Origin of the sequence: Bradyrhizobium sp. SZCCT0148 (genome assembly GCF_018129985.1) — a bacterium.
GTDB classification, from domain to species: domain Bacteria; phylum Pseudomonadota; class Alphaproteobacteria; order Rhizobiales; family Xanthobacteraceae; genus Bradyrhizobium; species Bradyrhizobium japonicum_H.
On the sequence record NZ_JAFCKT010000009.1, the window covers coordinates 116,519 to 140,255 of the forward strand.

Here is a 23,737-nt window from a genome sequence, read left to right on the forward strand (position 1 = left end):
CCGAGCGCCGTCGCCGATTTTTTTCATCAGTCCGGCCAGGCACTTGGCTACTGTGCATGGGGTTGTTTTCGCAAAATTGACTATTCGAGCTCGATGACCTGGCCGTTCGAGAGCGAGACCCGCCGGTCCATGCGGCCGGCCAGCTCCATGTTGTGGGTTGCGATCAGCATCGAGACCGAGGTCGCCTTGACCAGCTGCATCAGCGCCTGGAACACGTGATCCGCCGTGTGCGGATCGAGGTTTCCGGTCGGCTCGTCCGCAAACAGCACCCGCGGCGCGTTGGCCACCCCGCGCGCGATCGCGACGCGCTGCTGCTCGCCGCCGGACAACTCGGCCGGGCGATGGGTGATGCGGTCGCCGAGGCCGAGATAGCCCAGGATCTCCTTGGCGCGCTTGACGCTCTCGGATTTCTTCAGGCCGCGGATCATCTGCGGCATCATCACGTTCTCCAGCGCCGAGAATTCCGGCAACAGCCGGTGCGACTGGTAGACGAAGCCGATGTCGGTGCGGCGAAGCTGGGTGCGCTCGATGTCCGGCAGCTGCGAGGTCGGCGCTCCCGAGACATAGACCTCGCCGGAATCGGGCGCTTCCAACAGCCCCGCGATGTGCAGCAGCGTCGATTTGCCCGAGCCCGACGGCGCCACCAGCGCCACCGACTGTCCGGCCCACAGCGCGAGCTTGGCGCCGTCCAGGATCGTCAGCGGCACCTCGCCCTGCAAGTACTGCCGCTTTATCTCGTGGAGATAAATGACCGGTACGTCTTCCGCCCCCTGCTGCTGCTCCATCAACCCCTCACTCGTACCGCAGCGCTTCGACGGGATCGAGGCGCGCGGCACGCCACGACGGGTACAGCGTCGCCAGGAACGACAGCGTCAGCGCCATGATGACGACGGCCGTGGTCTCGCCGACGTCGATCTCGGCGGGCAGTTTGGACAGGAAATAGAGCTCCGGCGAGAACAGCTCGGTCGATGTCAGCCAGGACAGGAATTGCCGGATCGATTCGATATTGAGGCAGATCACCAAGCCGACGACGAAGCCGACCAGCGTGCCGACAACGCCGATAGAGGCGCCCGTGATCAGGAAGATGCGCATGATCGAGCCCTGCGAGGCCCCCATCGTGCGCAGGATCGCGATGTCGCTGCCCTTGTCCTTCACCAGCATGATCAGGCCGGAAACGATGTTTAGCGCCGCGACCAGCACGATCATGGTCAGGATCAGGAACATCACGTTGCGCTCGACCTGGAGCGCGTTGAAGAACGTCGAATTGCGCTGCCGCCAATCCACCAGGAACACCGGCCGCCCCGCAGCCTCCGTCACGGCCTGGCGGAAGGCGACAATCTGGTCGGGATTGGTGGTGAACACCTCGATCGAGGTGACGTCGTTGCTGCGGTTGAAATAGGCCTGCGCTTCCGCGAGCGGCATGAACACGAAGCCGAGATCGTATTCGGACATGCCGATCTCGAACACGGCGACGATCTTGTACGGTTTGATGCGCGGCGTCGTGCCCATCGGCGTGACCGCGCCTTTCGGGGCCACCAGCGTGATGCTGTCGCCGGCGTGCAGCGACAGCTGGTCGGCGAGGCGCCGGCCGATCGCAACGCCCTGCCCCTCGTCGAAGCCCTCGAGCGAGCCCTGCTTGATGTTCTTGGCGATCGAGGTGAGGTTGTTGAGGTCGTCGGAGCGGATGCCGCGCACCAGCACGCCCGAAGCGTTCCACGGCGAGGACGCCAGCGCCTGGCCGTCCACGACGGGCGCGGCGAGCCGGATGCCTTTGACCTGGCTGAGACGGTCGGCGACGTCCTTCCAGTCCGTCAGCGGCGATTCCAGAGGCTGGACCAGGATGTGCCCGTTGAGCCCCAGGATCTTGTCGAGCAGCTCTTTGCGGAAGCCGTTCATCACGGCCATGACGATAATCAGCGTCGCCACGCCCAGCATGATGCCGAGGAAGGAGAACCCGGCGATGACCGAGATGAACCCTTCCTTGCGGCGCGCCCGCAAATAGCGCGCCGACAGCATCCACTCGAATGGCGCGAAAGGCGCGGTTTGCACGGTTTCTGTCATGGTCTCATCCATCGCTCGATAATCCCATGATTCGGGGTCAATTGTGGCCGGATTGGCGGCCGCGATCTCGGGCGATGAACAATATTCAGCGGATCGGCCTTATCAGCCGACAAGTCTTGCAACCGCGTCCGCAGGCGACATGGTCTCGCGGGAGCCGTCACTGCGCCGCTTGATCTCGACCTTGCCATCGGCGAGGCCCTTCGGCCCGATCATGATCTGCCAGGGGATGCCGATCAGGTCGGCGGCGGCAAACTTGGCGCCGGCGCGCTGGTCAGTGTCGTCATAGAGCACATCGACCCCCTTGGCCGTGAGCTCGGCGTAAAGCTTCTCGCAGGCCGCATCGACGGCCGCATCGCCCTGCTTGAGGTTGAGGATCGACACGCGGAACGGCGCCACCGCCTCCGGCCATTTGATGCCGGCATCGTCATGGCAGGCTTCGATGATGGCACCCAACAGCCGCGAGACGCCGACGCCGTAGGAGCCGCCATGGATCGGCACATCGACGCCGTCGGGGCCTGCCACCAGGGCTTTCATGGCGTCGGAATATTTGGTGCCGAAATAGAAGATCTGCCCGACCTCGATGCCGCGGGTGTTCACCCGCTTGTCCGCGGGCACTTCCTGCTCGAAACGCGCGGCGTCGTGAACGTCCTCCGTCGCCGCGTAGACCGAGGTCCACTGCTTGATGATGGGCGTCAGGTCGCTCTCGTAATCGACATCCTCGCCCGGCACCGGCAGGTCCAGCACGTCGCGATTGATGAACACGCCGGACTCGCCGGTCTCCGCCAGCACGATGAACTCGTGGCTGAGATCGCCGCCGATCGGGCCGGTCTCGGCGCGCATCGGAATCGCTTTCAGCCCCATCCGCGCGAAGGTGCGCAGATAAGCGACGAACATCTTGTTGTAGGCGACGCGCGCTGCGGCCTCGTTGAGGTTGAACGAATAGGCGTCCTTCATCAGGAACTCGCGGCCGCGCATCACGCCGAAACGCGGACGCTGCTCGTCGCGGAATTTCCATTGAATGTGATAGAGATTCAACGGCAGGCTCTTGTAAGACTTCACATAGGCCCGGAAGATCTCGGTGATCATTTCCTCGTTGGTCGGCCCGTACAGGAGCTCGCGCTTATGGCGGTCGGCGATGCGCAGCATCTCCGGGCCATAGGCGTCGTAGCGGCCGCTCTCGCGCCAGAGGTCGGCGAGTTGCAGCGTCGGCATCAGCAGTTCCAGCGCACCGGCGCGGTCCTGCTCCTCGCGGACGATCTGCTCGATCTTCTTCAGCACGCGGAAGCCAAGCGGCAGCCAGGCGTAGATGCCGGCGGCCTCCTGCCGGATCATGCCGGCGCGCAGCATCAGCCGATGCGAGACGATCTCCGCCTCTTTCGGATTTTCCTTCAGGATGGGCAGAAAGAACCGCGACAACCGCATGGTCATACTCTGGGAATCAGTGGTGGGTTGCAGTGAAACCGGATTAAGAGCAAAAACACAAGACCGGGAATGAGGAAAAGCCGCTAACGCAACGGGATTCCTGTCATTTTGCCGTCGGACTTCAGGTTCTTCCTGAGCTGCGCTTTAACGCTCCGTGACGTCGAGTTCGTCTTCGAGCGTGATCTGCTCGAAGTCGGTCACCAGGGCGTCGATCCGCATATGCCAGCGGCCGGCGAACGGAAGCTCCACCTGGCGCACGTGCCAGTAGCCGTCGGGCTCCAGCGAGGCCTTCCGCCCCATCGGCTCGATGCCACGCTCGGGCAAGCCTAGCGTCAAGCTCGCCTCCTTGGCCGCCAGCGGCGTCGCCTCGCCGGTCATCAGTTGAAGCACGACATCATTGGCTCCCGGCTTGCCGGGCGAAACCAGCACCTGGAACATTGCCTTGTCGCTATGGATGTGGATCGCCAAAGGCGTTTCCGGAACGATGGTGCGCGGCGGCGGCGTGAAGCGCCAGCCGGCGACCACGGCCAAAATGGCGAGAGCAATCGCACCTTCCAGCAGGATCGAGCGCCTGAGCGCGGGCGGCCCTGTCTCGTTCCGGGCCAGAGCCGGCGCCAGCCGGAACCGATTGAGCGCGGCCAGCGCCAGCAACCCCGTGACCAGAACGAGCTTGGTCGAAAGGATCAGCCCGTAGCGGGTGCCGACCAACGCTTCCGGCTTTTCGAGCTGAACGATCGCGAGTGCGAGGCCGGTCAAAGCCAGCACGCCCACCGCGAGCGCAGCAAGACGGGAAAAGCGGTTCACAATCAGGAGCGTCGCCATTGTCGGCTTCGACACCAGCGCCACGAGCGGGGCCAGCGCGCCGATCCAGAAGGCAACGCCGAGGCCATGGAGAAAGATCGCCGGCCGCGTCAGCACCTCGGGCGGTGCCGTAGCGGCGTGCCCGGTCATCGCAAGCGACAGACCGACGCCGATGAGCGCGATCATCGTAAGAGCGCGCGCAGACCATGCGCTGCGTAGCGCCAGCCACGCAAGCAGCATCGCTGCGAAGGCAACCAGCAAGGCAGGGCCGGCGCTGGTCGCAAAGGCGACCTTCCAGGGACCAGCGGTCGCGAGGGCAGAGGGTGGCAGCCCGAGAAGATCGAGCCCCAACGCGCCGACGGACGCCACCGCGCTCGCAAGACCGATGGCGAGCGCCATGCGCGGGACTGCCATGCCGGCCATCGACCACGCCACCCAGCGCGCGAAGAACACGCCGCCGACGCCGATGAACAACCCGACGTAGAGACCGACGCGCGTCAGCCAGACCAGCGCGTTCAACCCGGTTTCCGCGCCCGCGGCGGGCTTCGTCGCCGACGGCGTGCCGACCGAGAAGATCACCGATCCCGTGACAGGATGGCCGTCCTGCGAGATCACCCGGTAGCTGACGACTACAGTCCCTTCAGGCAGGTCCGCAGGCATCATGATCGAAATCGTCTCGCCCGCTACCCCGAAACGCGCATCGTCCCGCGCCCTGCCCGCACCATCGATCAGCCGGATCGCGCCCGGCGTCACCGTCTCGCTGAAACGCAGCTCCACCGCCTTGGGCGCGGTCGCGAGCATACTGCCGCTCGCCGGCTCGACCGAGACCAGTGCCGCGTGCGCCGACGCACCGCTTGCAAAGCCGGCAACGAGGAGCAGCGTCGCGAGCGCGGCGAAGAGGCGCATCAGGGTTTGGGCAATAGTTTCACGCCCGGCGCCGGCGACTTGCCCTCGGACTTGCCCTCATGCGAATGGCCTGCCCCGGCCGCAGGAATTTCAATCCAGCGGCTGACGCCGGACTCGCATTCCTGAACGACGGGGAAGTACAGGGTCGTGTTCGGCTTCAGGCTGTCGGTCAGGAACGTGCTGAGGACAAACTCGTCATAGTTCTTGTCGGCCAGCTTGCCGCCGGACCACGCCACCTCCTTGACGCCGGAGGAGAGCTTGTTGCCGTGGTAGTCGTACTGACCGGCATATTTGCCCTCGACGACATCGATGGTCCAGCCGGCCTTCGGCATCGGCTTCACCGCGATGACTCCTTCCGGAATCTGCACCCGGATCTTCACCGTCGGCGAGCCCGCGCAGCCATGCGGCACGGTGAAGACGGCCTTGTAGGGCGTCCCGACCGTGGCTTGCTTGGTCTCGATCGAGACGTGCGCCGCCGCCGGCGAGGCGACGAGCGCGGCAACCAGGATCAGGCAGGATTGCTTCGACATGTCAGGTCTCCCGAGAGTCCGGATCAATCTCATTTCATTTTCATTCCCGAATGATCCGGCTTCATGTCCATGTGACCGGAATGCCCTGCATCGCCGGGGGCCTGCGCGCCGACGCCCTGGACATCGAGGGAGACGGCAACCTTGCCGGCTTTCTCGAATTGCAGAGTGACCGGCACCTTGTCGCCCTGTTTGAACGGACCCTTGAGCTCCTGGAGCATCAAATGATAGCCGCCGGGTGCGAACTTCACGGTCTTGCCGGGATCGATCGCGAGTCCCTTATCGAGCGGGCGCATCTTCATCACGCCATTCTCGACGGCCATCTCGTGGATCTCGCTCTTCCCCGCGATATCGGCGGACACGCTGATCAGCCTGTCCGGCGCCGCTCCCTTGTTCACGATGGTCAGATAGCCGCCGGCGACCTTTGCTCCGCCCGGTGTTGCACGGCTCCACGGCTGCGAGATGACGAGATCGCCGGCCTTGACGTCGTCGGCGAGAGCGGGTGCTGCGAAGATCGCGAGAGCGAACGCAGCGAGCAGCACGTTTTTCGAGATCGTCTTCATTTTCGATGTTCCCTTTGCAGATCCGGACTTCAGTGTTTGGAGAGTTGTTGCGCCGACCATTTTTCCAGATCGGCGATTTCAGCAGAGCCTTCGATTGTAGTAATGGTGCCGTCCCGCGTGATGAGCATGGTGCGGGGGATGTCGCCCTGCCAGGCTGGATCGATCTCGAACCGCAAGCGCTCGACGAAGCCGTCGTTGAAGATGAAGTTCTCGGTCGACGACAATCCCGCCTTGTCGAGCATGGATTGCGTCGCGGCTGGCAGGTTAGGCACCAGATCGGCGCTGACCGTGACGACATCGACGTCAGGATGATCCTTGGCAAATTGCCCGAGCAGCGGCAGCTCGACCTTGCAGGGGCCACAGGTCACACCCCAGAAATGCACGAGCACGGGGCGGCCGGCGTGTCCCCGAAGGACGCTTTGCCAGGTTCCGCGTTCGAACGGCTTCAGGGCGGGAGACGTGCCGAACGCAGCGGAAGATGCGATAAGAACGCCCAGACTCACGATGCCTGCAAATCGAAATCTCATGGCTGGTCCTCGATGGCTGTGAGGCGATAACCATCCGCCTTCGTCATCCACGACAAATAGGTCTGCTTGCCGTTGGACACGAGCAAGGGATGATCGGACGTGTCGCTCGTGCTTGCTATCGTCTTCGGCGGCAACCATGTCTCGCCATCGTCGCGGGAGACCGTCATCTGGACCGAGGTCTTCTCGCCGTCGAACTCCTTCCAGACCATCATCATTCCGGCGGGACCTGCCAGCACGAAGGGCCGCGTCGGGTTACGGCCCGGCTGACCCAGCGCCATGGGCGCGGAAAAGGTGCGGCCTTCATCGCGAGAGTGCGCGTAGAACAATCCTTTCCGCGCCTTGCCATTGGTGTACCAGGCGACGTGATAGGTCCCGTTCGGCGCGACGGTGAGGCTCGGTCCGTGATGCGGACAGGCATTGATCTGCCAGTCGTCAACGCTGATCCGGCGGACCTCACCCGGAGTCGCGACGTCCGCAAAGGTCATGACCGCGTGGTCACGGACGCCGCCTTCGAAAATGTTCCTGAAGATCACGACAGGCCGTCCGGGCGCGGCGAATGCCAGCCCCAGCCGACAGCACTCGCAGGTGCCCTCACGCGCCAGCTTTGCTTCCGCGTAGGTGGTGCCGCCGTCGTCGGACGAGGTGAAGAACAGCCCGGCTCCCTCGTATTTTTGTCCCGCCTCCTTCGCAAGGATGCGATTGCGCTTGTCCAGCCACGCCGCAAACACCGTTCCATCCTGATCGAGCGCCAACGCCTCGAACCGCTGGCTCTCGTTGTTGGCCGTGATGGGCTTCAATTCGGCAAAGCTCTTCCCGCCATCGATCGAGCGCGTATAGAGCACCTGACCGTTGAAGGCCTCGTCCCTGAAGGTCGAGAACGCGAGCGCGATGCCGCCCTTGCGGTCGACGACGATCTTAGGCCGTGCGTCCGGTCCCCAATCGAGGTTCAGCCGCGTCGTCGTGACCTGGGTGGGCACCGAAAAGCTGCGACCGGCATCCTGCGAACTTGCGACCGAGACCCGCCCTCCGGCCATCCAGACCAGCCACAGCGTGCCGTCCGGGCCGAAGGCAGGCGTCGCCTTGGTGGCACAGCGCAGCGTCGGCTCCTCGCACGCAGCTTCGGACACCTGCGGGGCGCGCATCTGTGCGAGCGCCGCACTTTGCAGGAGCACGCAGGCGACCATTCCAAGCAGGCCAGTTCGGATCATGCCCCGCTCCCTTCGAGAACCCCGGATCATTTGAAGGCCACCTTCATACCCGCAACGAATGTGCGCGGCGAGCCGGCATAGATCGACCCCGTCGTGTTTGCCAGCACGCTCGCAGAATTCTGAAGGCCCGCCCCCGTCACCGTATTGGCGATGTTGTTGGCCGAGGCGACGTAGGTACGGTCGAACACGTTCCTGACTTCGAGAAACAGGTTCAGGGATCTGAACGTGTCGGACGGCAGATCGGTCTTGTAGTGGACGTTCAGGTTAACCAGCTCGTAGCCCGGCGCTTTCAACAGATTTGCATTGTCCATGTAGAAGGAATCCTTCCACTGGACCTCGACGAAACCTCCGAGGCCGGTCAGTGGCCCGGCGAATTCGTCGTAACCAAGTCGGGCCGTCAGTTCGTTCGATGAGACGCCGGGAATCTTGTTACCGGCACGGTTGAAGCTGAAAACGGCACCGTTGGTGATGCTCTCCACATACTCGGTGTAGACTTCGTCCAGATAGGTGTACGCCGCTACAAACCGCCAGCCCGGATAGAACTTCCAGTCGGCGGCAAGCTCGAGGCCGCGGTGTTCCGAGCGCGGCGCATTGAACGTATAGGAGACGCCGGCAATCGGGGTCGCCTGACTGACGATCTCGTTGCGGAAGAATTCGTAGAAGGCGGTCGCGCTCAGCTTGAGCGTGGTGTCGGGAGTCCAGTCGAAACCGAGGTCGTAGCCCAGATTCTTCTGGACCTGGAGCTGGGTGTTATTGCCCGACAAGCCGGTCGGAAGGACAAAGAGGTTCGAAACCTGCGGGGTGCCATATCCCGTGGCGACTCGTCCGCGGAAAAGCCAATCGTTGCTGGGATTGTAGAGCAGCGCCAGTTCCGGCGCCGCATTTTGAAACTGCCGGTCGGCCGTCGTCAGTGTCGTTGTCGTGATGCCGCTGGGGCCGGCATAGGCATACGCCGTGTTGACGCCTTTCAGCAGGGTCGTCTCCCAGCCGATACCGGCAACCGCCGTTAATGCCGATGTAAGCTTGATCTCCTCCCTCACGCGCACACCATAATTGGTCGTGTCGCTATAGAGGTTGCTCGACAGCCTGCCGAGCGTCGCGTTGCCTCCGGGCATCACGTTTCGCGTGTCGCTCGACGCCGTCAGGGTGTTGTAGAAGGCGCCGAAGAACGCGGTGGACTCCAGACCTAATATCTCTCCGCGCTTGGTGAGATCGCTCGTGTAATTATACGATGGAAAATCGCCGATCGCGCTGGTCTGACCGGTGGGCTGACTGATGTTCCGGTCGTCGAACACGAACTGGTTGCGCCAGGTCATGGTGTTGTCGAAGTCGTGTTCCCACCGGCCGCCGACGATGGTTCGGCGATCGTTTCGCCCGAGTCCGGCTTGTGTGGCCGTCTCGGTGTCCCTGCCGCCGTTGAAGCCGTTGTTGAAAAGAGACACGGTGGAACATCCGGCCGTCCCCGAGCCGGTCGTACAGCCCTGCTGGAAAGGATTGGTGTAGAACTGATTCAGCGACTGTCGGATCGGCAGCCGCGCGCTGAGGTCGTTGTTGATGATCTTGACCGAGAAACGGTCGTCCGGCGTCGCCTTGAGTGTGCCGAGGAAGTTGACGGTCTGCGTGTTGAACCAGCTGTTGCCGATATAGCCGTCGCCCCGTGTGTCGCTCGCGAACAGCGAGGCCTCGAAATTCCCGATCTTTTTGCCCGCCGCCAGGTAATTGTTGAGGTAGCCATAACTGCCGCCGTCAACGCCATATTCGACGCCGTCGATCGTGCCGCCCGGCCGTGTGCGGAAATTGAGCGCGCCGCCGGTCGCATAATTGCCGTACAGCGCCGACGAGGGGCCGCGGATCACGTCGATCGCACTATAGGCGTGGGGATCGATCAGGTCGCTGCGCGACAGGCCGTCCGGCTGCGTCACCGGAAAGCCGTCGTCGAAGATCACGAGATTGCGGATGGCGAAACCATTCCGGGCGTTGGATCCGCGAATCGAGATGCCGAAGTCGCGGGGACCGTTGCCCTGCTTGATCGAGATGCCCGGGCTGTCGCGCAAGACGTCGCCGACCGAGAACGCAGGACGGTTGTCGAACTGGCTACGATCGATGGTGGTCGCGGTCTGGCCGGCCGGCGCCTGATTGAGACCGGCCCGCGCCGCCCCGGCGGACATCGTGTTGTTTTGTCCCTGGGCACCATCGGTCGCAATCGGCGCGACCGGCCTCGCTGCCCGCGCCGCCGAAGCGGAGCGTTGCCGCGATGGACGGATGACTGGCTGGGGACGGGACGCCCTGGGCGCCTCGATTGTCACCGCGGGAATCGATTCCGGGGAGGCCTGGGCGAGAGCGTCTGAACCGATTGGGGACACCAGCCCGAAAAACAGGGGCAAGCCGGCGCGCCCCATCGCACGTATGCGCAACATCTCTTGAATTCCTGACATCCGGCACTGCGGCCGGTCCATGAAGCGCGCGTCGGCACGACAATGGCGCGCACCAACGGCTTGGTTGTCGTGACGTCAGGAAAATTGAGGTGGGGCCCGCGCCTGCGCACGCGATCCCTTGGGAGCAGCGATGGCCGACGCATCCGCCGGCTGCCACACCACGCGCTCGGCATGGCGGAACGGAATCGAGAGTCCCGCATGCGTCGGCGAATCGAGCGAGGCGCCCGCCTGGGCCAGGCAACACAGGGCGCACGCGCCCGCATGCGCGGTCGGGGAGCCGGTTCGATCGTCGAGGCCGCCCTGTTCGCCCGCACTGTGGCAGATGACGACCGCAGACAACGGATCCGCGACGGCCCGGCCGGTCGCCCAGCACGCGGCAATCGGCGCCAGCACCTGCATCGCCAAGGCGAGCAGGACCAGGGGGAGGAATTTCTGTAGCCGCGCGTGCATCCGCCGAACCATTCGTTCGCCGGCTAACTAAACACCGTGCAGGGCTCAAGTCGAGATCAGTTCCGCCGGCTTCTTGGCCCAGCGCAAATTTGTCGAAAACAGCGGCTCGACGATCCGGCTATGGCCATGGCGTCCGGCATTTGAGGCAGATCAAAGGATCCAGCACCCCGAGATTTCTTATATTTGTCATATACTTGGGGGACCAAAGCCCGATCATTTCGTCTATTGCTCGAATTTTGAACATTCGTTGCTGAAAATGATGACAAGTGAGAAAAGTTGATCTAGCATCACTCTTGCTCAGGCTGGCCGCGAGGTCGAAGTCTGGTGGTCCAAGTCTCGGGAGGAGCCCCTGGCGCGCAAAACGCAGCGTCGCCCCGTCAATCAAGAGCAAATCTTAGAATCGGGGATAATAGGGTCGACACAATTTTCGAGCGGGGCCAGGGCCCCGCTCTTTTTTTGTCCGCATGGCACTTTCGCCGCTGAAAATGTCACTCAATCCGGTTGAACTCAGCTTTGAGCTCGCAGCCTTGCGCTGCGCGGATCTCACGCCGCTGGTCTATCGACGGCTGTTTGACCAACATCCCGAAGCGCAGGTGATGTTCCGCTCGGAAGGCGGCGACCTCGTGAGGGGATCGATGCTCGCACTGACGATCGAGGCGATTCTCGATTTCGCCGGTGAGCGGCGCGGGCATTTCCGGCTGATTGCCTGCGAGCTTGCCTCGCATGAGGCCTATGGCACGTCGCGCCAGCTGTTCATCGCCTTCTTCGCGATCATCAGGGATACGCTGCGCGATCTGCTCGGCGATGAATGGTCCATCGCGATCGCGCAGGCCTGGGACACATTGCTCGACGACATCGATGCCCTTGCGAGCACTCCAGCCTGACGCTTTGCGCTGCACCAACGCGGCTTGCCGCGAGCGCAGCGAGTGATTGCGGATTGAGTGGCGTCAACTCTTGTGAGAGACTTTCGACATCGGTTGCGCAATCAATGACGCACCGACGATAAAATCTATGGGAGCGAGCGATGTCCGGGACGAAAGATTTCTCGACGACGAGGCGCGATCTTCTTCAGGCGGCTGTGACCGCCGGCGCCGGAGCTGCCCTGCTCGGCAGCATGGGCATAAACCCCGCATTGGCCGCCGAGGTCGGGCGAAGCGAGAAGCCGCTGAAGGCGGCGTTCTCCAATGCGGGCCTCCAGGCCACCTGGTGCGCACAAGGCAAGCAAGCCGCCGAATTCTGGGGCAAGCTCTTCAATGTCGAAGTCACCTGGTTCGATGGTCAGCTCGACGCGGTGAAGCAGCGCGCCGCGATCGACAACATGGCCTCGCAGAAATGGGACTTCGTCGCGATCCAGGCTTTCGGCATCGGCACCCTCACCCAGCCCGTGCAGAAGATGATCGACGCCGGCACGCCCGTGATCGACATGGACACGCTGATCGCACCGCTCGACCAGATCAACGTCCACTCCTTCCTCGCCCCCGACAACGAGTTCATGGGCGCCTCGGTGACGCAGGCGCTGTGCAATGCGATGGGCGGCAAAGGCAAGATCATCATGACGCAGGGCGCGCTCGGGCACACCGGCGCGCAAGGACGGGCAAAAGGCTTCACCAATACGGTGAAGCAATTCCCCGGCATCGAGGTGCTCGACACCCAGCCGGCCGATTGGGACGTCTCCAAGACGGCGCGGCTCTGGGAAACCTATCTGACCAAGTACCCGCAGATCGACGCGGCGTTCTTCCACAATGACGACATGGCGCTTGCCGCCGCCAACATCATGAAGGCGCGCGGCCGCACCAACATCCTGATCGGCGGCGTCGATGCCATGCCGCCGGCGATCCAGGCGGTGAGCGAAGGCCGCATGTTCGCGACCGTGCGCAATCCCTCCTGCCGCATCCATGGCGGCGCCATCATTGCGGGCGTCTCGGCCGTGGTCGGCGGCGAGAAGAGCGGCCAGGGCATTCCCAAGAACGTTGTCACCGACGGCCCGGTCGTGACCAAGGCCAACGCCGCCGGGATGCAGTGGATGCAGGATCACTTCCTGATCTGAGCCTTCATGCGAGAGGATCGTTCGCCCATCCTTGAACTGCAGGGCATCACGAAGAGCTTCGGCGGAGTCGAAGCGCTTCGTGGTGTCGACTTCGCGCTCCACGCAGGCGAGATCCACGGTCTCGTCGGCGAGAACGGCGCGGGAAAAAGCACGCTGATGAAGATCATCGCCGGCGTGCACACCGAATTCTCCGGCCGCTTCCTGATCGACGGCCAGGAGACGCATTTTCGCTCGGCGCGCGATGCACATGCCGCCGGCATCGCCATGGTGCATCAGGAACTTTCGGTCGCGCCCGACCTCACGGTCGCGGAGAATGTTTTCCTCGGCAACCAGCCGACCAATGCCCTCGGCCTCGTGCAATGGCGGCGGATGGCGCGCGAGGCCGGCGAGCAGCTGGCACGACTGGGTCTCGACGTCGATCCGATGAGCCGGCTCGGCGACCTCTCGATCGGCCTGCAGCAGCTGATCGAGATCGCCCGCGTACTGTTCTCCGGCGCCCGCATCGTCATCCTGGACGAGCCGACCTCCGCCCTCTCCCCGCCCGAGGTCGAGCGGCTGTTCGCGACGCTGCGGCGGCTGCGCGAAGAAGGCACGGCCATCGTCTTCATCTCGCATTTCATCGAGGACATCCTGCGCGTCTCCGACACGGTGACCGTGTTCCGCAACGGGCGGAAGGTCGCGGAAACCGCGAGCGCCGCCACCAACAAGGGCGCGCTGATCGAGGCCATGATTGGTCGCGGCGGCGAAGCGCTCGAGCACAGCTACAGCGACGATCTGATGCTGCCGACGCCGAGCAACAGCCCGGTGGTGCTGAAGGTCGACCAGCTCTCGCTGGCGCGCAGCCTGAAGGACGTTTCCTTCGAAGCCCGCGCCGGCGAGGTGCTCGGCATCTACGGCTTCATGGGCTGTGGCCAGCAGGAGTTGTCGCGCATCCTGTTCGGCAAGCTGAAGCCGGACGCTGGCACGCTTGCCGTCGAGGGAACGCCGAAGACCTTTGCCAGCACCGCGGCGGCGCGCCGCGCCGGGGTGGCACTGGTGCCCGAGAGCCGGCGCGACATGCTGTTCCACCAGGAGCCGGTCTACAAGAACATCTCGATCAGCATTCTCGACCGCATCTCGTCCCTGCTGCTCAAGCCGGCGCAGGAGCGCGACATCGCCAAGCGCCAGGTCGAGCAGCTGCAGATCAGGCCGCCCGTCGTCGGCCTCGACCTCGGCATGCTCTCCGGCGGCAACCAGCAGAAGGTTGCGCTGGCAAAATGGCTGACCTATCCGCCCAAGCTGCTGGTGCTGTGCGAGCCGACCCGCGGCATGGATGTCGGCGCCAAGAATGATGTCATCAACATCGTCCGCGACCTCCGCGCCAAGGGGCTCGCCATCATCGTGCTGTCGACCGAGCCGGAAACGGTGCTGTCGCTGGCCGACCGCATCCTCGTGCTCAAGCGCGGCGCACTGGTGCGGGAATTCAGGAACGAGCCGGTCAGCAAGGACCGCCTGCTGGAAGCGGCGTGACGGAGAAGCACCATGGCGAGCAGTGAGACGGCTTTGGCGGCGGGGCAGCGGGCGCGAGGGCTAGCGCCCTTCCTGCGCTCGCAGATGCGCAACATCGCCCCGTTCCTCACCCTAATCTTCCTGTCCGGCTTCTTCGCCCTTGCGAGCCCTTCGTTCGCGACGCTCGACAATCTCGGCAACATCCTGACGCAGGTGTCGGTCACCGGCATCATCGCCGTCGGCCTCACCTTCGTGATCCTCTGCGCGGAGATCGATCTGTCGATCGCCAGCATCGCCAACGTCACCGGCATCGCCGTCGCGTATTTCACGCTGCAGGACTCCTACGTCAACATCGCCAACATCCCCCTGCCCGGTGCGGTCGCGATCCTGCTGTCGATCCTGCTCTGCGCCCTGCTGGGTCTCGTCAACGCGCTGGGGCTGACCGTGATCGGCATCCCCTCCTTCATCATGACGCTGGCGATGATGCAGATCGCGGCCGGCGTGTCGGCACTGCTGGTGCGCGGCCAGATCGCCTACAAGGTGCCGAGCCTGATCACCACGCTCGGCTCGGGCTCGATTGGCGGCATCCCCTGGCTCGTGATCGTCGCGGCCATCATGCTACTAGGCGGCCACCTGGTGCTGACCTACACGCGCTTCGGCCGCTACGTCTACATGGTCGGGGGAAATCGCGAAGCGGCCGAATATTCCGGCCTCAACGTCAAGCTCATCCTGGGTGCCGTCATGGTGATCTCGGCGGTGTGCTCGGGCATCGGCGGCATGCTCGGCGTCGCCCATTTCGGCAGCGCGCAGCAGAACGAGTTCGACACTTACCTTCTCGACTCCATCGCCGCCGTCGTCGTGGGCGGCACCAGCCTGTTCGGCGGCCGCGGCGGCATCGGCAACACCATCGTCGGGCTCTTCGTGCTCGGCGTCCTCAACAACGGCCTCGACCACGTCAACATCGACAGCTTCCTGAAGATCCTGATCCGCGGCCTGATCCTGCTGGCGGCGCTGGTCATCAACGTCTATGCGCAGCGGCTGAGGGAAAAGGCGGCGGAGTAGACGGCCCCAAAGTGAAAATTGCGAAAACAACCCCATGCACAGTAGAAACTGCGAGAAATTTCAGTGACTTACTCGGAGCTATAGTTGCGTGAACGCAACGGGTATTTGACCCGTCGGGCAAAACACATGCGGGAGCCACGATGCCCTGTTATCTCGAGGTGCGAGGCATGGCACGCGACCCGTCCCATGAGGAGCCTCGACGGGTGAAGGGCCACGATGCCGGCCGGGCCGTCGCCCCTTTCGAGCGCCGCTGAAGAAGCGATCGCCTCAAGGGGACGGGACGAGGCTCGCGGCCACGAGCTCCTCACTGCGCCAGCATCTCACCGCGTGCCCGTCAGCCCTCGTTTCCAGCATCGGCCCCGGCTCGTGGCGACACCCGTCTTCGGCGTAACGGCATCTCGGGCTGAACGCACATCCGTTCGGTGGATCGAGCGGGTTCGGCAGGTCGCCGCCGGTCGTGGCCAGCGGGGCATGGCGCAGCGGATCGGGGATCGCCGCGATCAACGCCTGCGTATAGGGGTGCGCCGGGCGCTCGAAGATTTCGCGCCAGTGGCCGTTCTCGACGATGCGGCCGAGATACATCACGGCGACGATGTCGCTCATGTGCTCGACCACGCCGAGATCGTGGCTGATCATGATGTAGGACAGGCCGAGCGTGTCCTTCAACTCCAGCAGGAGGTTGATGATCTGGGCGCGGATCGAGACGTCGAGTGCCGAGACCGGCTCGTCGCAGATGACGATCCTGGGATTGAGGATCAGCGCGCGGGCAATGCCGATGCGCTGGCGCTGGCCGCCGGAGAATTCATGCGGGTAGCGTCCCGACTGTTCGGGTCGCAAGCCGACATGCCGCAGCATGGTCGCGACCCGATCCTCGATCTCGCTCTTCGCGGTGACGCCGTGCACCCGCAGCGGATCCTCCAGCGTGCGGCGCACCGTCTGGCGCGGATTGAGCGAGGCGTAAGGGTCCTGAAACACCATCTGCACGGTGCGCGCCAACGCCTTCCGATCGCCGGATTGCCCGTTCGTGACCACCTGCCCGTCCAGCACGATGCGGCCGCGCGTCGGCGTCAGCAGGCCAAGGATCGATAATGCGACCGTCGATTTGCCGGAACCGGATTCGCCGACGAGGCCAAGGCATTCGCCCCGCTTCAGCTCGAGATCGACGCCATCGACGGCCCGCAGCATGCGCTTGCCGCGGCCGAGCCAGCCGCCACCAATCGGGAAATGAACCGCGAGATCCCTAACGCTGAGAATGAGATCGTCGTCCGGCCTCCGCTCGACCTGCCTATTTTGCGGTTCATGCATGGTGATGACACCTGACCAGACCGCCGGCGTCCAGCCAATCCGTCTCCGGCACGACGGTCCGGCAGATCTCGCTGGCCTGCGCGCAGCGCGGATTGAACCGGCAGCCGTCGGGGAAATTCGTAATGGCCGGAACGACGCCTGCGATCTCCTTGAGCCTGCTGCGGCCGAGCGCAGCGCGGCTGCCGAGCCGCGGCAGCGAGGCGACCAGCCCCTGCGTGTAGGGATGCGAGGGCGCGCGGAAGATGTCCGCCGAGCCGCGCTCCTCGACGATGCGGCCCGCATACATCACGGCGACGCGGCGGCAGACGTTGGCGACCAAGCCGAGATCGTGGCTGATCATCAGGATTGCCGTTCCCCGCTCGGCGCACAAACTCCGCATCAGCTCGATGATCTCGGCCTGCACGGTCACGTCGAGCGCCGTGGTCGGCTCGTCGGCGATCAGGAGATCCGGACCGCAGGCGAGCGCGATCGCGATCATCACCCGCTGGCGCATGCCGCCGGAGAGCTGATGCGGGTAATCGTGGACGCGGCGCTCGGGCGCAGGGACGCGGACGCCGGCGAGCGCCTCGACCGCCAGCCTGTTGGCTTCCCGCCAGCTCTTGCCCTTGTGCAGCACGAACATCTCGGCGATCTGCCGGCCCACCGGCGAGACCGGGTTCAGCGCCGTCATCGGCTCCTGGAAGATCATGGCGATGCGGTTGCCGCGCAGGTCCCGCTGCCTCGCGGCGGACAGATGCTGGATCTCCTGGCCCTCGAACCGGATGACGCCGCCGCCGATCGAGAGCGGCGACCGCAACAGCCCGATCAAGGCGAGCGCCGTGATGCTCTTGCCGCAACCGGATTCGCCGACGAGGCCGAACGTCTCGCCGCGGTCGATGCGGAACGAAACGCCCTCCGCCGCCGCGACACGCCTCGATCCGTCATCGAGATCGATGCGCAAGTCCCTGACCTCGATCAACGGCGTGCCGGTCATGTCCGCCGGCTCCGCGATTGCGGATCGAGAATGTCGCGCAGGCCGTCGCCGAGCAAATTGAGGCCGAGCACCGTCAGGAAAATCGCGAGGCCCGGGAAGACCGAGAGCCATGGCGCCGTCGTGATTTGCTCGCGGGCCTCCGACAGCATGCTGCCCCAGCTTGGAAACGGCGGGCGGACGCCGAGGCCGAGGAACGACAAGGCGGCTTCGGACAACACCGCGCTGCCCATGCCCAGCGTGCCGATGACGATGATCGGGCCCAGCATGTTCGGCAGCAGCTGCGTGATCATGATGCGCAGATCGCCGTATCCGAGAACGGTGGCGGCCTGCACATAGCCCTGGCTCCTCAGCGATAGCGCCGAGGCTCGCGCAATCCGGCACGTGAAGGACCAATTGGTCAGCCCGAGCGCGATCAGCAGGCTGGTCAGGCCGGGCCCGAGCACCGCCATGATCGCCAGCGCGAAGACTAGCGAAGGGATCGCGAGCATGAGGTTGGTCAGGGCGTTGACGACATCGTCCCACCAGCCGCCGAAATAGCCGGCGCTCAGCCCCAAGGCCACGCCGATGACGCTGTTGATCAGCTGCGAGACGATGCCGACCGTCAGCGAAACCTGCGCGCCGTACACGACGCGGGAATAGATGTCGCGGCCCTGGTCGTCGGTTCCGAACCACCAGGTCCAGCTCGGCGGCTCCTCCGCATTCATCAAATTGGCGTCCATGACGGGATCGGTGTGCGCCAGCCAGGGTGCCAGCAGGCCCACCAGAATGGCGAGCGCGAACAGCGCGCCGCCGACGACGAGATTGGCACGGAGCTTCATGCGTATCTGATTCTGGGATCGATCACGCCGTAGAGCAAATCGATCAGCAGATTGATCGCGAGAAAGGCCAGCACCACCACAAGGATGGAGCCCTGGACCGCCGGGATGTCGCGCTGCAGGACGCTGTCGACCAGCAGCGAGCCGATACCCGGCCACGAGAACAGCTTCTCGACCACGACAGCCTGTCCCATCAGCGCGCCGAATTGCAGGCCGACGGTGGTGAGAATGATGACGAGCGCGTTGCGCATCACATGCCACTTCACGACCCGCGTCTCGCTCATGCCCTTGGAGCGCGCGGTGCGGACGAAATCGGCGGTCATGATCTCGAGGACCGCGGCGCGCGTCGTCCGGGCGAACAGTGCCATCGGCGAGACGCCGAGCGTCACCGCCGGCAGGATCAAGTACTTCAATCCCCCATCGCCATAGCCGAAACTCGGTAGCCAGCCGAGCTTCAACGCGAAGAAGTACATCAGCACCAGCCCGAGCCAGAATTTGGCGATCGACAGCCCCGACACTGCCACGACCATGGCGAGCGTATCGACGATGCCGCCGGGCTTCAGCGCTGCGACGAACCCGAGCGGCACGCCGATCACCACTGCCAACGCCATGGCCGCGAAAACGAGCTGCAGCGTCGGCCATATCCGTTTGGCGATCATGGTCGTGACCGGCTCTCGGGTCCGGAACGAGGTCCCGAAATCACCGGTGGCGAGCTTGGCGATGTAGGCGCCGAAGCGCACATAGACGGGTTGGTCGAGGCCGAGCTGTTTCTTCATGCGCAGCTCGACCTGTGGATCGCTGTCGTCGCTCATGGAGGAGACGATGCTGCCGGGAACGACGCTGAACAGCACGAAGACCAGCAGAACGACCGTGAGCACGGTCGGAATGGTCTGCAGCAGGCGGCGAAACAGGAAGGAGAGCATCGGCGCATTTCCCCTCTCCCTCCGTCGCCTGAAGCGATGAAGGGAGCGCGAGAGCGTGTGTCACTTCGCGGGCGAGGTCTCGTCGACCCAGATGTCTTCGACGTTCTGATGGGTCAGCTCGGTCGCGTTGAGCTGGACGCCGTGAAGCCAGGGCTGCACCGCCATGACCGCCTTGTTGTAGTTGAAGAACCAGACCGGAGCCTCCTCATAGAGCAGCGCATTGGCTTTCTGCAGCAGTTCGGTGCGCTTCGCGGCATCGTCGGCCTTGCCGGCCTCGTCGATGATCTTGTCGAACTCGATGTTCTTGTAGGTCATGTAGTTGCAGGCCGGCTGTGGCGTCGACGAATGGAAGCATTTGAGGGCAGCCAGCGGGTCCGGGCCGCTGGCCTGGGAATAGATGAAGGCCTGGTAGTCGCCGCTGCGAACCACCTCTGCCAGCACCGCCGTCTCGACCTGCTTGACCTTGACCTTGATGCCGACCTTGTCCAGCATCGGGATCACGGCCGAGACGATCGGCAGGCCCCAGCTCTCGTTCTGGCTGGTGGTCCATTCGAACTCGAAGCCGTTGGGGAAGCCCGCCTCGGTGAGCAGCTGCTTGGCCTTGGCAGGATCGTAAGCATACGGCTTCATCGCCTTGTCGTAGGCCGGCGAGGTCAGCGGCAGCCAACTGGTGGCGCGGTAGGCCTTGCCCTTGACCAGCTTGTTGATGATCAGATCGGTGTCGATCGCATAGTTGATCGCCTGCCTGACGCGCTTGTCGGCGAACGGCTTGAATGAGGGATTCATCCCCATGTAGCGCGTAAAGACCTCGGCGACCTCGACGATGGTGCCCTTGAGACCAGCGTCGGACTGGTAGGCCACATATTGCGCGGGCCCGAGCACCGAGGTGTCGATCTCCTTGTTCCGGAAGGCGACGTCGCGCGCCGCGGCCTCGGCCATGATCGACACGGTGACCTTGTCGGCATAGGGCTTGCCGGGCTTGTAGAACCGGTCCCACCGCTCCAGCACGATGCGCGATCCCGGCACATGCTCGACGAATTTGAACGGTCCGAGACCGATCGGCTTCTGGATGAAGCTCTCCTTGGCGCCCTCGTCGGCAGGATAGATCGAGGTCAGTGCGGTGAAGAAGTAGAAGCCGGGTTCAACCTTCTCGGTCAGCTTCATCTCGACAGTGAAGTCGTCGATCTTCTTCAGGCCGGAGATCTCCTTGGCTTGCCCCTTCTCGACCGCGGCCGCGCCCTCGATGACGCGGACAAAGCGCGCGCCGGGATAGGCCTTGGTGCCGTCCATGATGCGGGTGTAGGACCAGATGACGTCGTCGGCCGTCATCTTGCGCCCGTGGTGGAAATAAGCGTCGTCGCGCAGCTTGAAGGTGTGAACGAGGCCGCCGCCCGAGACGACGTCCTCCTTGGCCAGTTCCAGAATCGGTTTGCCTTCCGAGGAATTCCAGATGTAGAGCGACCGGTGCAGCGCCTTGGCGTAGATCTCGTCCTGGGCGCGTTGGGTGGTGTGAATGTCGAGGCTGGTGAAACTCGATCCATAGGGCGCGGTCATGCGGATGGTTCCGCCCTTGCGCGGGCTCTGCGCCTCCGCCGATCCGGCGAGCGCCAGTCCCAGGCCCGCGACGACCGCCATCATCCTGAACATCTTGTGTCCCCCACCAGCGCAGTCATTCCGATCAGGGATTTGATCATTCGCAGCCCGTCGAATGCAAGCCTCGATTTGGATGGAGACCAATGTCAGTTCCGGACGGCGACCGTCCGGCGACCACCATTGGAGGCCGGCTGCATCCGCCCAGCAATGCAGACTGCCGAATGACGCGGTGCGTCATCAAGCGACGGGAGCAGTGAACATTCTTCGTGATCGACGCGACCAAGCTCAGGATCGTTGTCCGAGGCCCAGGGACCGCAGAAAAAATGAGACGCCGAACGCCATATGTCTTGCTCGCCGGCAGCCTGTTCGCCGCAACGGCCGCGATGGCGATCCCCGTCACGCCGGACCCCGCCCGCGACAGCTCGACCAACACGATCAAGATCGGATGGTCCCACACCACGCAGTCAAACGGGTATGTCGACGATACCTGGTGGGCGACCAGGGGACGTTGCGCGCCGGACTATCTCGGCGAGCGCCTGCTCTGCGACGCCGTCGGGTATCTGGCACGGGCCACCAGCCGGACATTCGAAGCCAAGGTGTCCGATGACATGGGCCTGCCGCTGGCCGATCGCTGGGGCCTGATGACCGCGAAGAACTCCCCCTTCATCAGGTCGGCGCACATCGAGACGCCGCTCGGACTCGCGGCCGTGCTCGGCTTCTATCGCGCGGCGCTCGAAAACCGCGGCTGGACCGAAAACGACGGTGCGGCCGTCGCGCCTGATCGGGCCGTTGTCGCCTTCACGACGCCGGACGGGCCGGCGCTGCTCCGGCTGGTCCGCCAGGACCGCATGACAATCGTCGATCTCGCGCTGCGCAAGCCCCTGGCCTCCACAGCCCTGATCCGGCCGGCGCCAGGACGGGTGAGGCTGTTGCTCGGCAACAAGACGGACGAGGCAGCCGACATCACCGTCAATGACCAAACCATCAGACTGCCGGCTCACGCCGGAGAAAAGCTGATCGACTCCGACGCCGCCGCGGACAAGTTGCCCGATAGCCAGAAAATGGATCTGCCGCCGGGCAGGTACAGGGTCACTCTCAAGCTCGACGGCAGCGCGGCCACGAGCCGGGAGTTCGAGGTCGCGGCCGACGAGACCTGGGGGCTGCTTGTCGGGCCCGAGGGCACTCCGCTGCCGCTACGGCTGTACTGACTGGCGCCCTCACCTTGCCGTGCGAGAAGCGAAGCGAGGAAGCAATCCAGACTGCAGCCGCCGAAAGATTCTGGATTGCTTCTTCAAGCTCGCAATGACGGAATGTAGTGGGATGCTGCTCGCCGCAAGTCAGCCGGACAATTCCGGCTGCCAATCCCTCAACTTTCGCGCGGCGCCGGCGACCTCGGCGATCGTCCGAAACGCCGCCGCCTCCACCATCATCGCTCGCGCAAGCCGGACGGCGCGCGCCTCGCTGACGGCCCGCTTGTTCGGGTCCTCGATCAGCTCGAAGTCGATGTTATGGGCGAGACCGAAGATTCGCCGGATTGTCTTCGCCGCGGCGAAGCCGACAGTATCGGTGAACAGCCGCTGCATGTAGGCCTGCCGCTCGGCCTCCAGCCGCGCGGCGCCCCTCTCGCCGGCGAAGAGGGACACCGGGTAGGCATCGCCCGACGCACCGGCGCGCCAGAGATCGAGGAATTTGCGGGCGAACTCGTTCCAGACGTTCTCGACCGTCGCCAGCACCCAGGCCTCGAAGGCCTGCCGTTCACCCGGCGCGCGCTCATGGCCGGCGGAGGCGAAATAGGCCATCAGGAGGTTGGCGATCACGGCGCCGGCGTCGAACCCCATCGGGCCATAGAATGCGAATTCGGGATCGATCACCCTCGTCTGGCTGTCGGTGACCATGATCGATCCGGTGTGAAGATCGCCGTGCAGCAGCGCCTCGGGGCTTGCCATGAACTTCAGCTTGAGCCGGGAGACGGCAACGTGCAGCTCCATGTCGTCGCGCAGGCTGGCGGCGAGCGCATCAAGATACGGCGCGGTCCAACGATTCTGGTCGGCGATACGGTAGGGATCGGTGAAGATCAAATCCTCGGTGATCTTGCAGAGCGCATGATTGCCGGCGAACGCTGCGATGCCCTCCTTCTTCGCGGCCGCAGGCAGCGCGAGGTCGGATGTGAAGAACAGCGTCCGAGCCATGAAGGTGGTGATGTCGTCCACGAAGCGGGGATATTGCGTTCCGGCAACCAGCCCCTTGCGCATGATGATGTGCGGTTCGAGCAGCTCCATCACCGTCAGCGCCAGCTTGTCGCTGTGATGCAGCAAGGCCGGCACGAGGCCGGGCGCGAGCTGCGCCTGCCTGGACAGCGCGAGATATTCGTAATGGGCCCGGGACAGCGGCAGCGGCCAGCTCTCGCCGACGAGGCGGACGTAAGGCAGCGCCTGCTTCACGGCGACGCCGCCATGTCCGCCCTTGACGATAAAGACGAGGTTGAGATTGCCGTCGCCGACCTCGGTGATCTCCCAGCCGGCGGGATCGCCGAGCAGCGCTTTCAGGTCCGGCAGGCCTGCGAGATGATCCCGCAAGGCCGCCTCATGCAGAATACGATAATCCCCGGCCTGCTCCTGCGCCATGACGATC

21 protein-coding genes are annotated in these 23,737 nt (G+C 64.2%); 5 read left to right on the forward strand and 16 right to left on the reverse strand.

Annotated elements, in window-relative coordinates:
• Positions 1 to 80 precede the first annotated feature (80 nt).
• From JQ580_RS24285 to JQ580_RS24330, 10 genes are all read right to left on the reverse strand, one after another.
• Positions 81 to 785, reverse strand: a complete 705-nt coding sequence (locus JQ580_RS24285; RefSeq protein WP_212282725.1) for an ABC transporter ATP-binding protein — start codon at positions 783 to 785, stop codon at positions 81 to 83.
• A gap of 7 nt (positions 786 to 792) precedes the next feature.
• Positions 793 to 2,073, reverse strand: a complete 1,281-nt coding sequence (locus tag JQ580_RS24290; RefSeq protein ID WP_106952704.1) for a lipoprotein-releasing ABC transporter permease subunit — start codon at positions 2,071 to 2,073, stop codon at positions 793 to 795.
• Between the two features lie 90 nt (positions 2,074 to 2,163).
• The gene (gene proS / locus JQ580_RS24295; protein WP_212282844.1) at positions 2,164 to 3,483 is read right to left on the reverse strand and encodes a proline--tRNA ligase; all 1,320 of its coding nucleotides are present in this window, start codon (positions 3,481 to 3,483) and stop codon (positions 2,164 to 2,166) included.
• A 144-nt stretch (positions 3,484 to 3,627) separates the two neighbouring features.
• Positions 3,628 to 5,190 carry a copper resistance CopC/CopD family protein gene (locus tag JQ580_RS24300; protein WP_212282726.1) on the reverse strand — a complete coding sequence of 521 codons (1,563 nt, stop codon included), beginning with the start codon at positions 5,188 to 5,190 and terminating at the stop codon, positions 3,628 to 3,630.
• Positions 5,190 to 5,720, reverse strand: a complete 531-nt coding sequence (locus JQ580_RS24305; protein WP_212282727.1) for a YcnI family copper-binding membrane protein — start codon at positions 5,718 to 5,720, stop codon at positions 5,190 to 5,192. Before JQ580_RS24305 ends, JQ580_RS24300 begins: the two co-directional genes overlap by 1 nt.
• 29 nt (positions 5,721 to 5,749) lie before the next feature.
• On the reverse strand, positions 5,750 to 6,280 hold the full coding sequence (locus JQ580_RS24310) for a copper chaperone PCu(A)C (RefSeq protein ID WP_212282728.1): 531 nt from the start codon (positions 6,278 to 6,280) through the stop codon (positions 5,750 to 5,752).
• Positions 6,281 to 6,309: 29 nt separating this feature from the next.
• Entirely contained in the window at positions 6,310 to 6,807 is a 498-nt protein-coding gene (locus tag JQ580_RS24315; RefSeq protein WP_212282845.1) for a TlpA family protein disulfide reductase, read from the reverse strand.
• Positions 6,804 to 8,015, reverse strand: coding sequence for a sialidase family protein (locus JQ580_RS24320; RefSeq protein WP_212282729.1), 1,212 nt, complete (start codon positions 8,013 to 8,015; stop codon positions 6,804 to 6,806). Before JQ580_RS24320 ends, JQ580_RS24315 begins: the two co-directional genes overlap by 4 nt.
• A 26-nt stretch (positions 8,016 to 8,041) precedes the next feature.
• Complete coding sequence (locus tag JQ580_RS24325) at positions 8,042 to 10,183, reverse strand: TonB-dependent receptor family protein (RefSeq protein WP_212282730.1); 2,142 nt, start codon at positions 10,181 to 10,183, stop codon at positions 8,042 to 8,044.
• A gap of 342 nt (positions 10,184 to 10,525) precedes the next feature.
• Positions 10,526 to 10,912: a DUF2946 family protein gene (locus JQ580_RS24330; RefSeq protein ID WP_249134394.1), complete on the reverse strand. Its 387-nt coding sequence runs from the start codon at positions 10,910 to 10,912 to the stop codon at positions 10,526 to 10,528.
• 473 nt (positions 10,913 to 11,385) lie between these two features.
• On the opposite strand from JQ580_RS24330, the gene JQ580_RS24335 reads away from it, so the two are divergent.
• The 4 genes from JQ580_RS24335 (at position 11,386) to JQ580_RS24350 (ending at position 15,497) form a co-directional block, all read left to right on the forward strand.
• Positions 11,386 to 11,784 (forward strand): globin, encoded by a 399-nt coding sequence (locus tag JQ580_RS24335; protein WP_409363228.1) that lies wholly within the window; start codon positions 11,386 to 11,388, stop codon positions 11,782 to 11,784.
• Positions 11,785 to 11,924: 140 nt separating this feature from the next.
• Positions 11,925 to 12,947 carry a sugar ABC transporter substrate-binding protein gene (locus tag JQ580_RS24340; RefSeq protein WP_212282731.1) on the forward strand — a complete coding sequence of 341 codons (1,023 nt, stop codon included), beginning with the start codon at positions 11,925 to 11,927 and terminating at the stop codon, positions 12,945 to 12,947.
• A gap of 6 nt (positions 12,948 to 12,953) precedes the next feature.
• On the forward strand, positions 12,954 to 14,456 hold the full coding sequence (locus tag JQ580_RS24345) for a sugar ABC transporter ATP-binding protein (protein ID WP_212282732.1): 1,503 nt from the start codon (positions 12,954 to 12,956) through the stop codon (positions 14,454 to 14,456).
• 12 nt (positions 14,457 to 14,468) lie between these two features.
• Positions 14,469 to 15,497 (forward strand): ABC transporter permease, encoded by a 1,029-nt coding sequence (locus tag JQ580_RS24350; RefSeq protein WP_212282733.1) that lies wholly within the window; start codon positions 14,469 to 14,471, stop codon positions 15,495 to 15,497.
• 267 nt (positions 15,498 to 15,764) lie between these two features.
• Here the strand turns inward: JQ580_RS24350 and JQ580_RS24355 are convergent, their stop codons facing one another.
• The 5 genes from JQ580_RS24355 to JQ580_RS24375 are packed head-to-tail and all read right to left on the reverse strand — an operon-like array spanning position 15,765 to position 21,160.
• Positions 15,765 to 16,802: an ABC transporter ATP-binding protein gene (locus JQ580_RS24355; protein WP_212282734.1), complete on the reverse strand. Its 1,038-nt coding sequence runs from the start codon at positions 16,800 to 16,802 to the stop codon at positions 15,765 to 15,767.
• On the reverse strand, positions 16,795 to 17,775 hold the full coding sequence (locus tag JQ580_RS24360) for an ABC transporter ATP-binding protein (RefSeq protein ID WP_212282735.1): 981 nt from the start codon (positions 17,773 to 17,775) through the stop codon (positions 16,795 to 16,797). The genes JQ580_RS24355 and JQ580_RS24360 overlap by 8 nt, the downstream gene beginning before the upstream one ends.
• On the reverse strand, positions 17,772 to 18,593 hold the full coding sequence (locus tag JQ580_RS24365) for an ABC transporter permease (RefSeq protein ID WP_212282736.1): 822 nt from the start codon (positions 18,591 to 18,593) through the stop codon (positions 17,772 to 17,774). The genes JQ580_RS24360 and JQ580_RS24365 overlap by 4 nt, the downstream gene beginning before the upstream one ends.
• Positions 18,590 to 19,513, reverse strand: a complete 924-nt coding sequence (locus tag JQ580_RS24370) for an ABC transporter permease (RefSeq protein WP_212282737.1) — start codon at positions 19,511 to 19,513, stop codon at positions 18,590 to 18,592. The genes JQ580_RS24365 and JQ580_RS24370 overlap by 4 nt, the downstream gene beginning before the upstream one ends.
• A gap of 60 nt (positions 19,514 to 19,573) precedes the next feature.
• The gene (locus JQ580_RS24375; protein WP_212282738.1) at positions 19,574 to 21,160 is read right to left on the reverse strand and encodes an ABC transporter substrate-binding protein; all 1,587 of its coding nucleotides are present in this window, start codon (positions 21,158 to 21,160) and stop codon (positions 19,574 to 19,576) included.
• 269 nt (positions 21,161 to 21,429) lie between these two features.
• Here JQ580_RS24375 and JQ580_RS24380 point away from each other — a divergent pair, with 269 nt between their 5' ends.
• On the forward strand, positions 21,430 to 22,314 hold the full coding sequence (locus JQ580_RS24380) for a hypothetical protein (RefSeq protein WP_212282739.1): 885 nt from the start codon (positions 21,430 to 21,432) through the stop codon (positions 22,312 to 22,314).
• A 129-nt stretch (positions 22,315 to 22,443) separates the two neighbouring features.
• Here JQ580_RS24380 and mtnK read toward each other — a convergent pair whose 3' ends face one another.
• Positions 22,444 to 23,730, reverse strand: a complete 1,287-nt coding sequence (gene mtnK / locus JQ580_RS24385) for an S-methyl-5-thioribose kinase (RefSeq protein ID WP_212282740.1) — start codon at positions 23,728 to 23,730, stop codon at positions 22,444 to 22,446.
• Positions 23,731 to 23,737 lie beyond the last annotated feature (7 nt).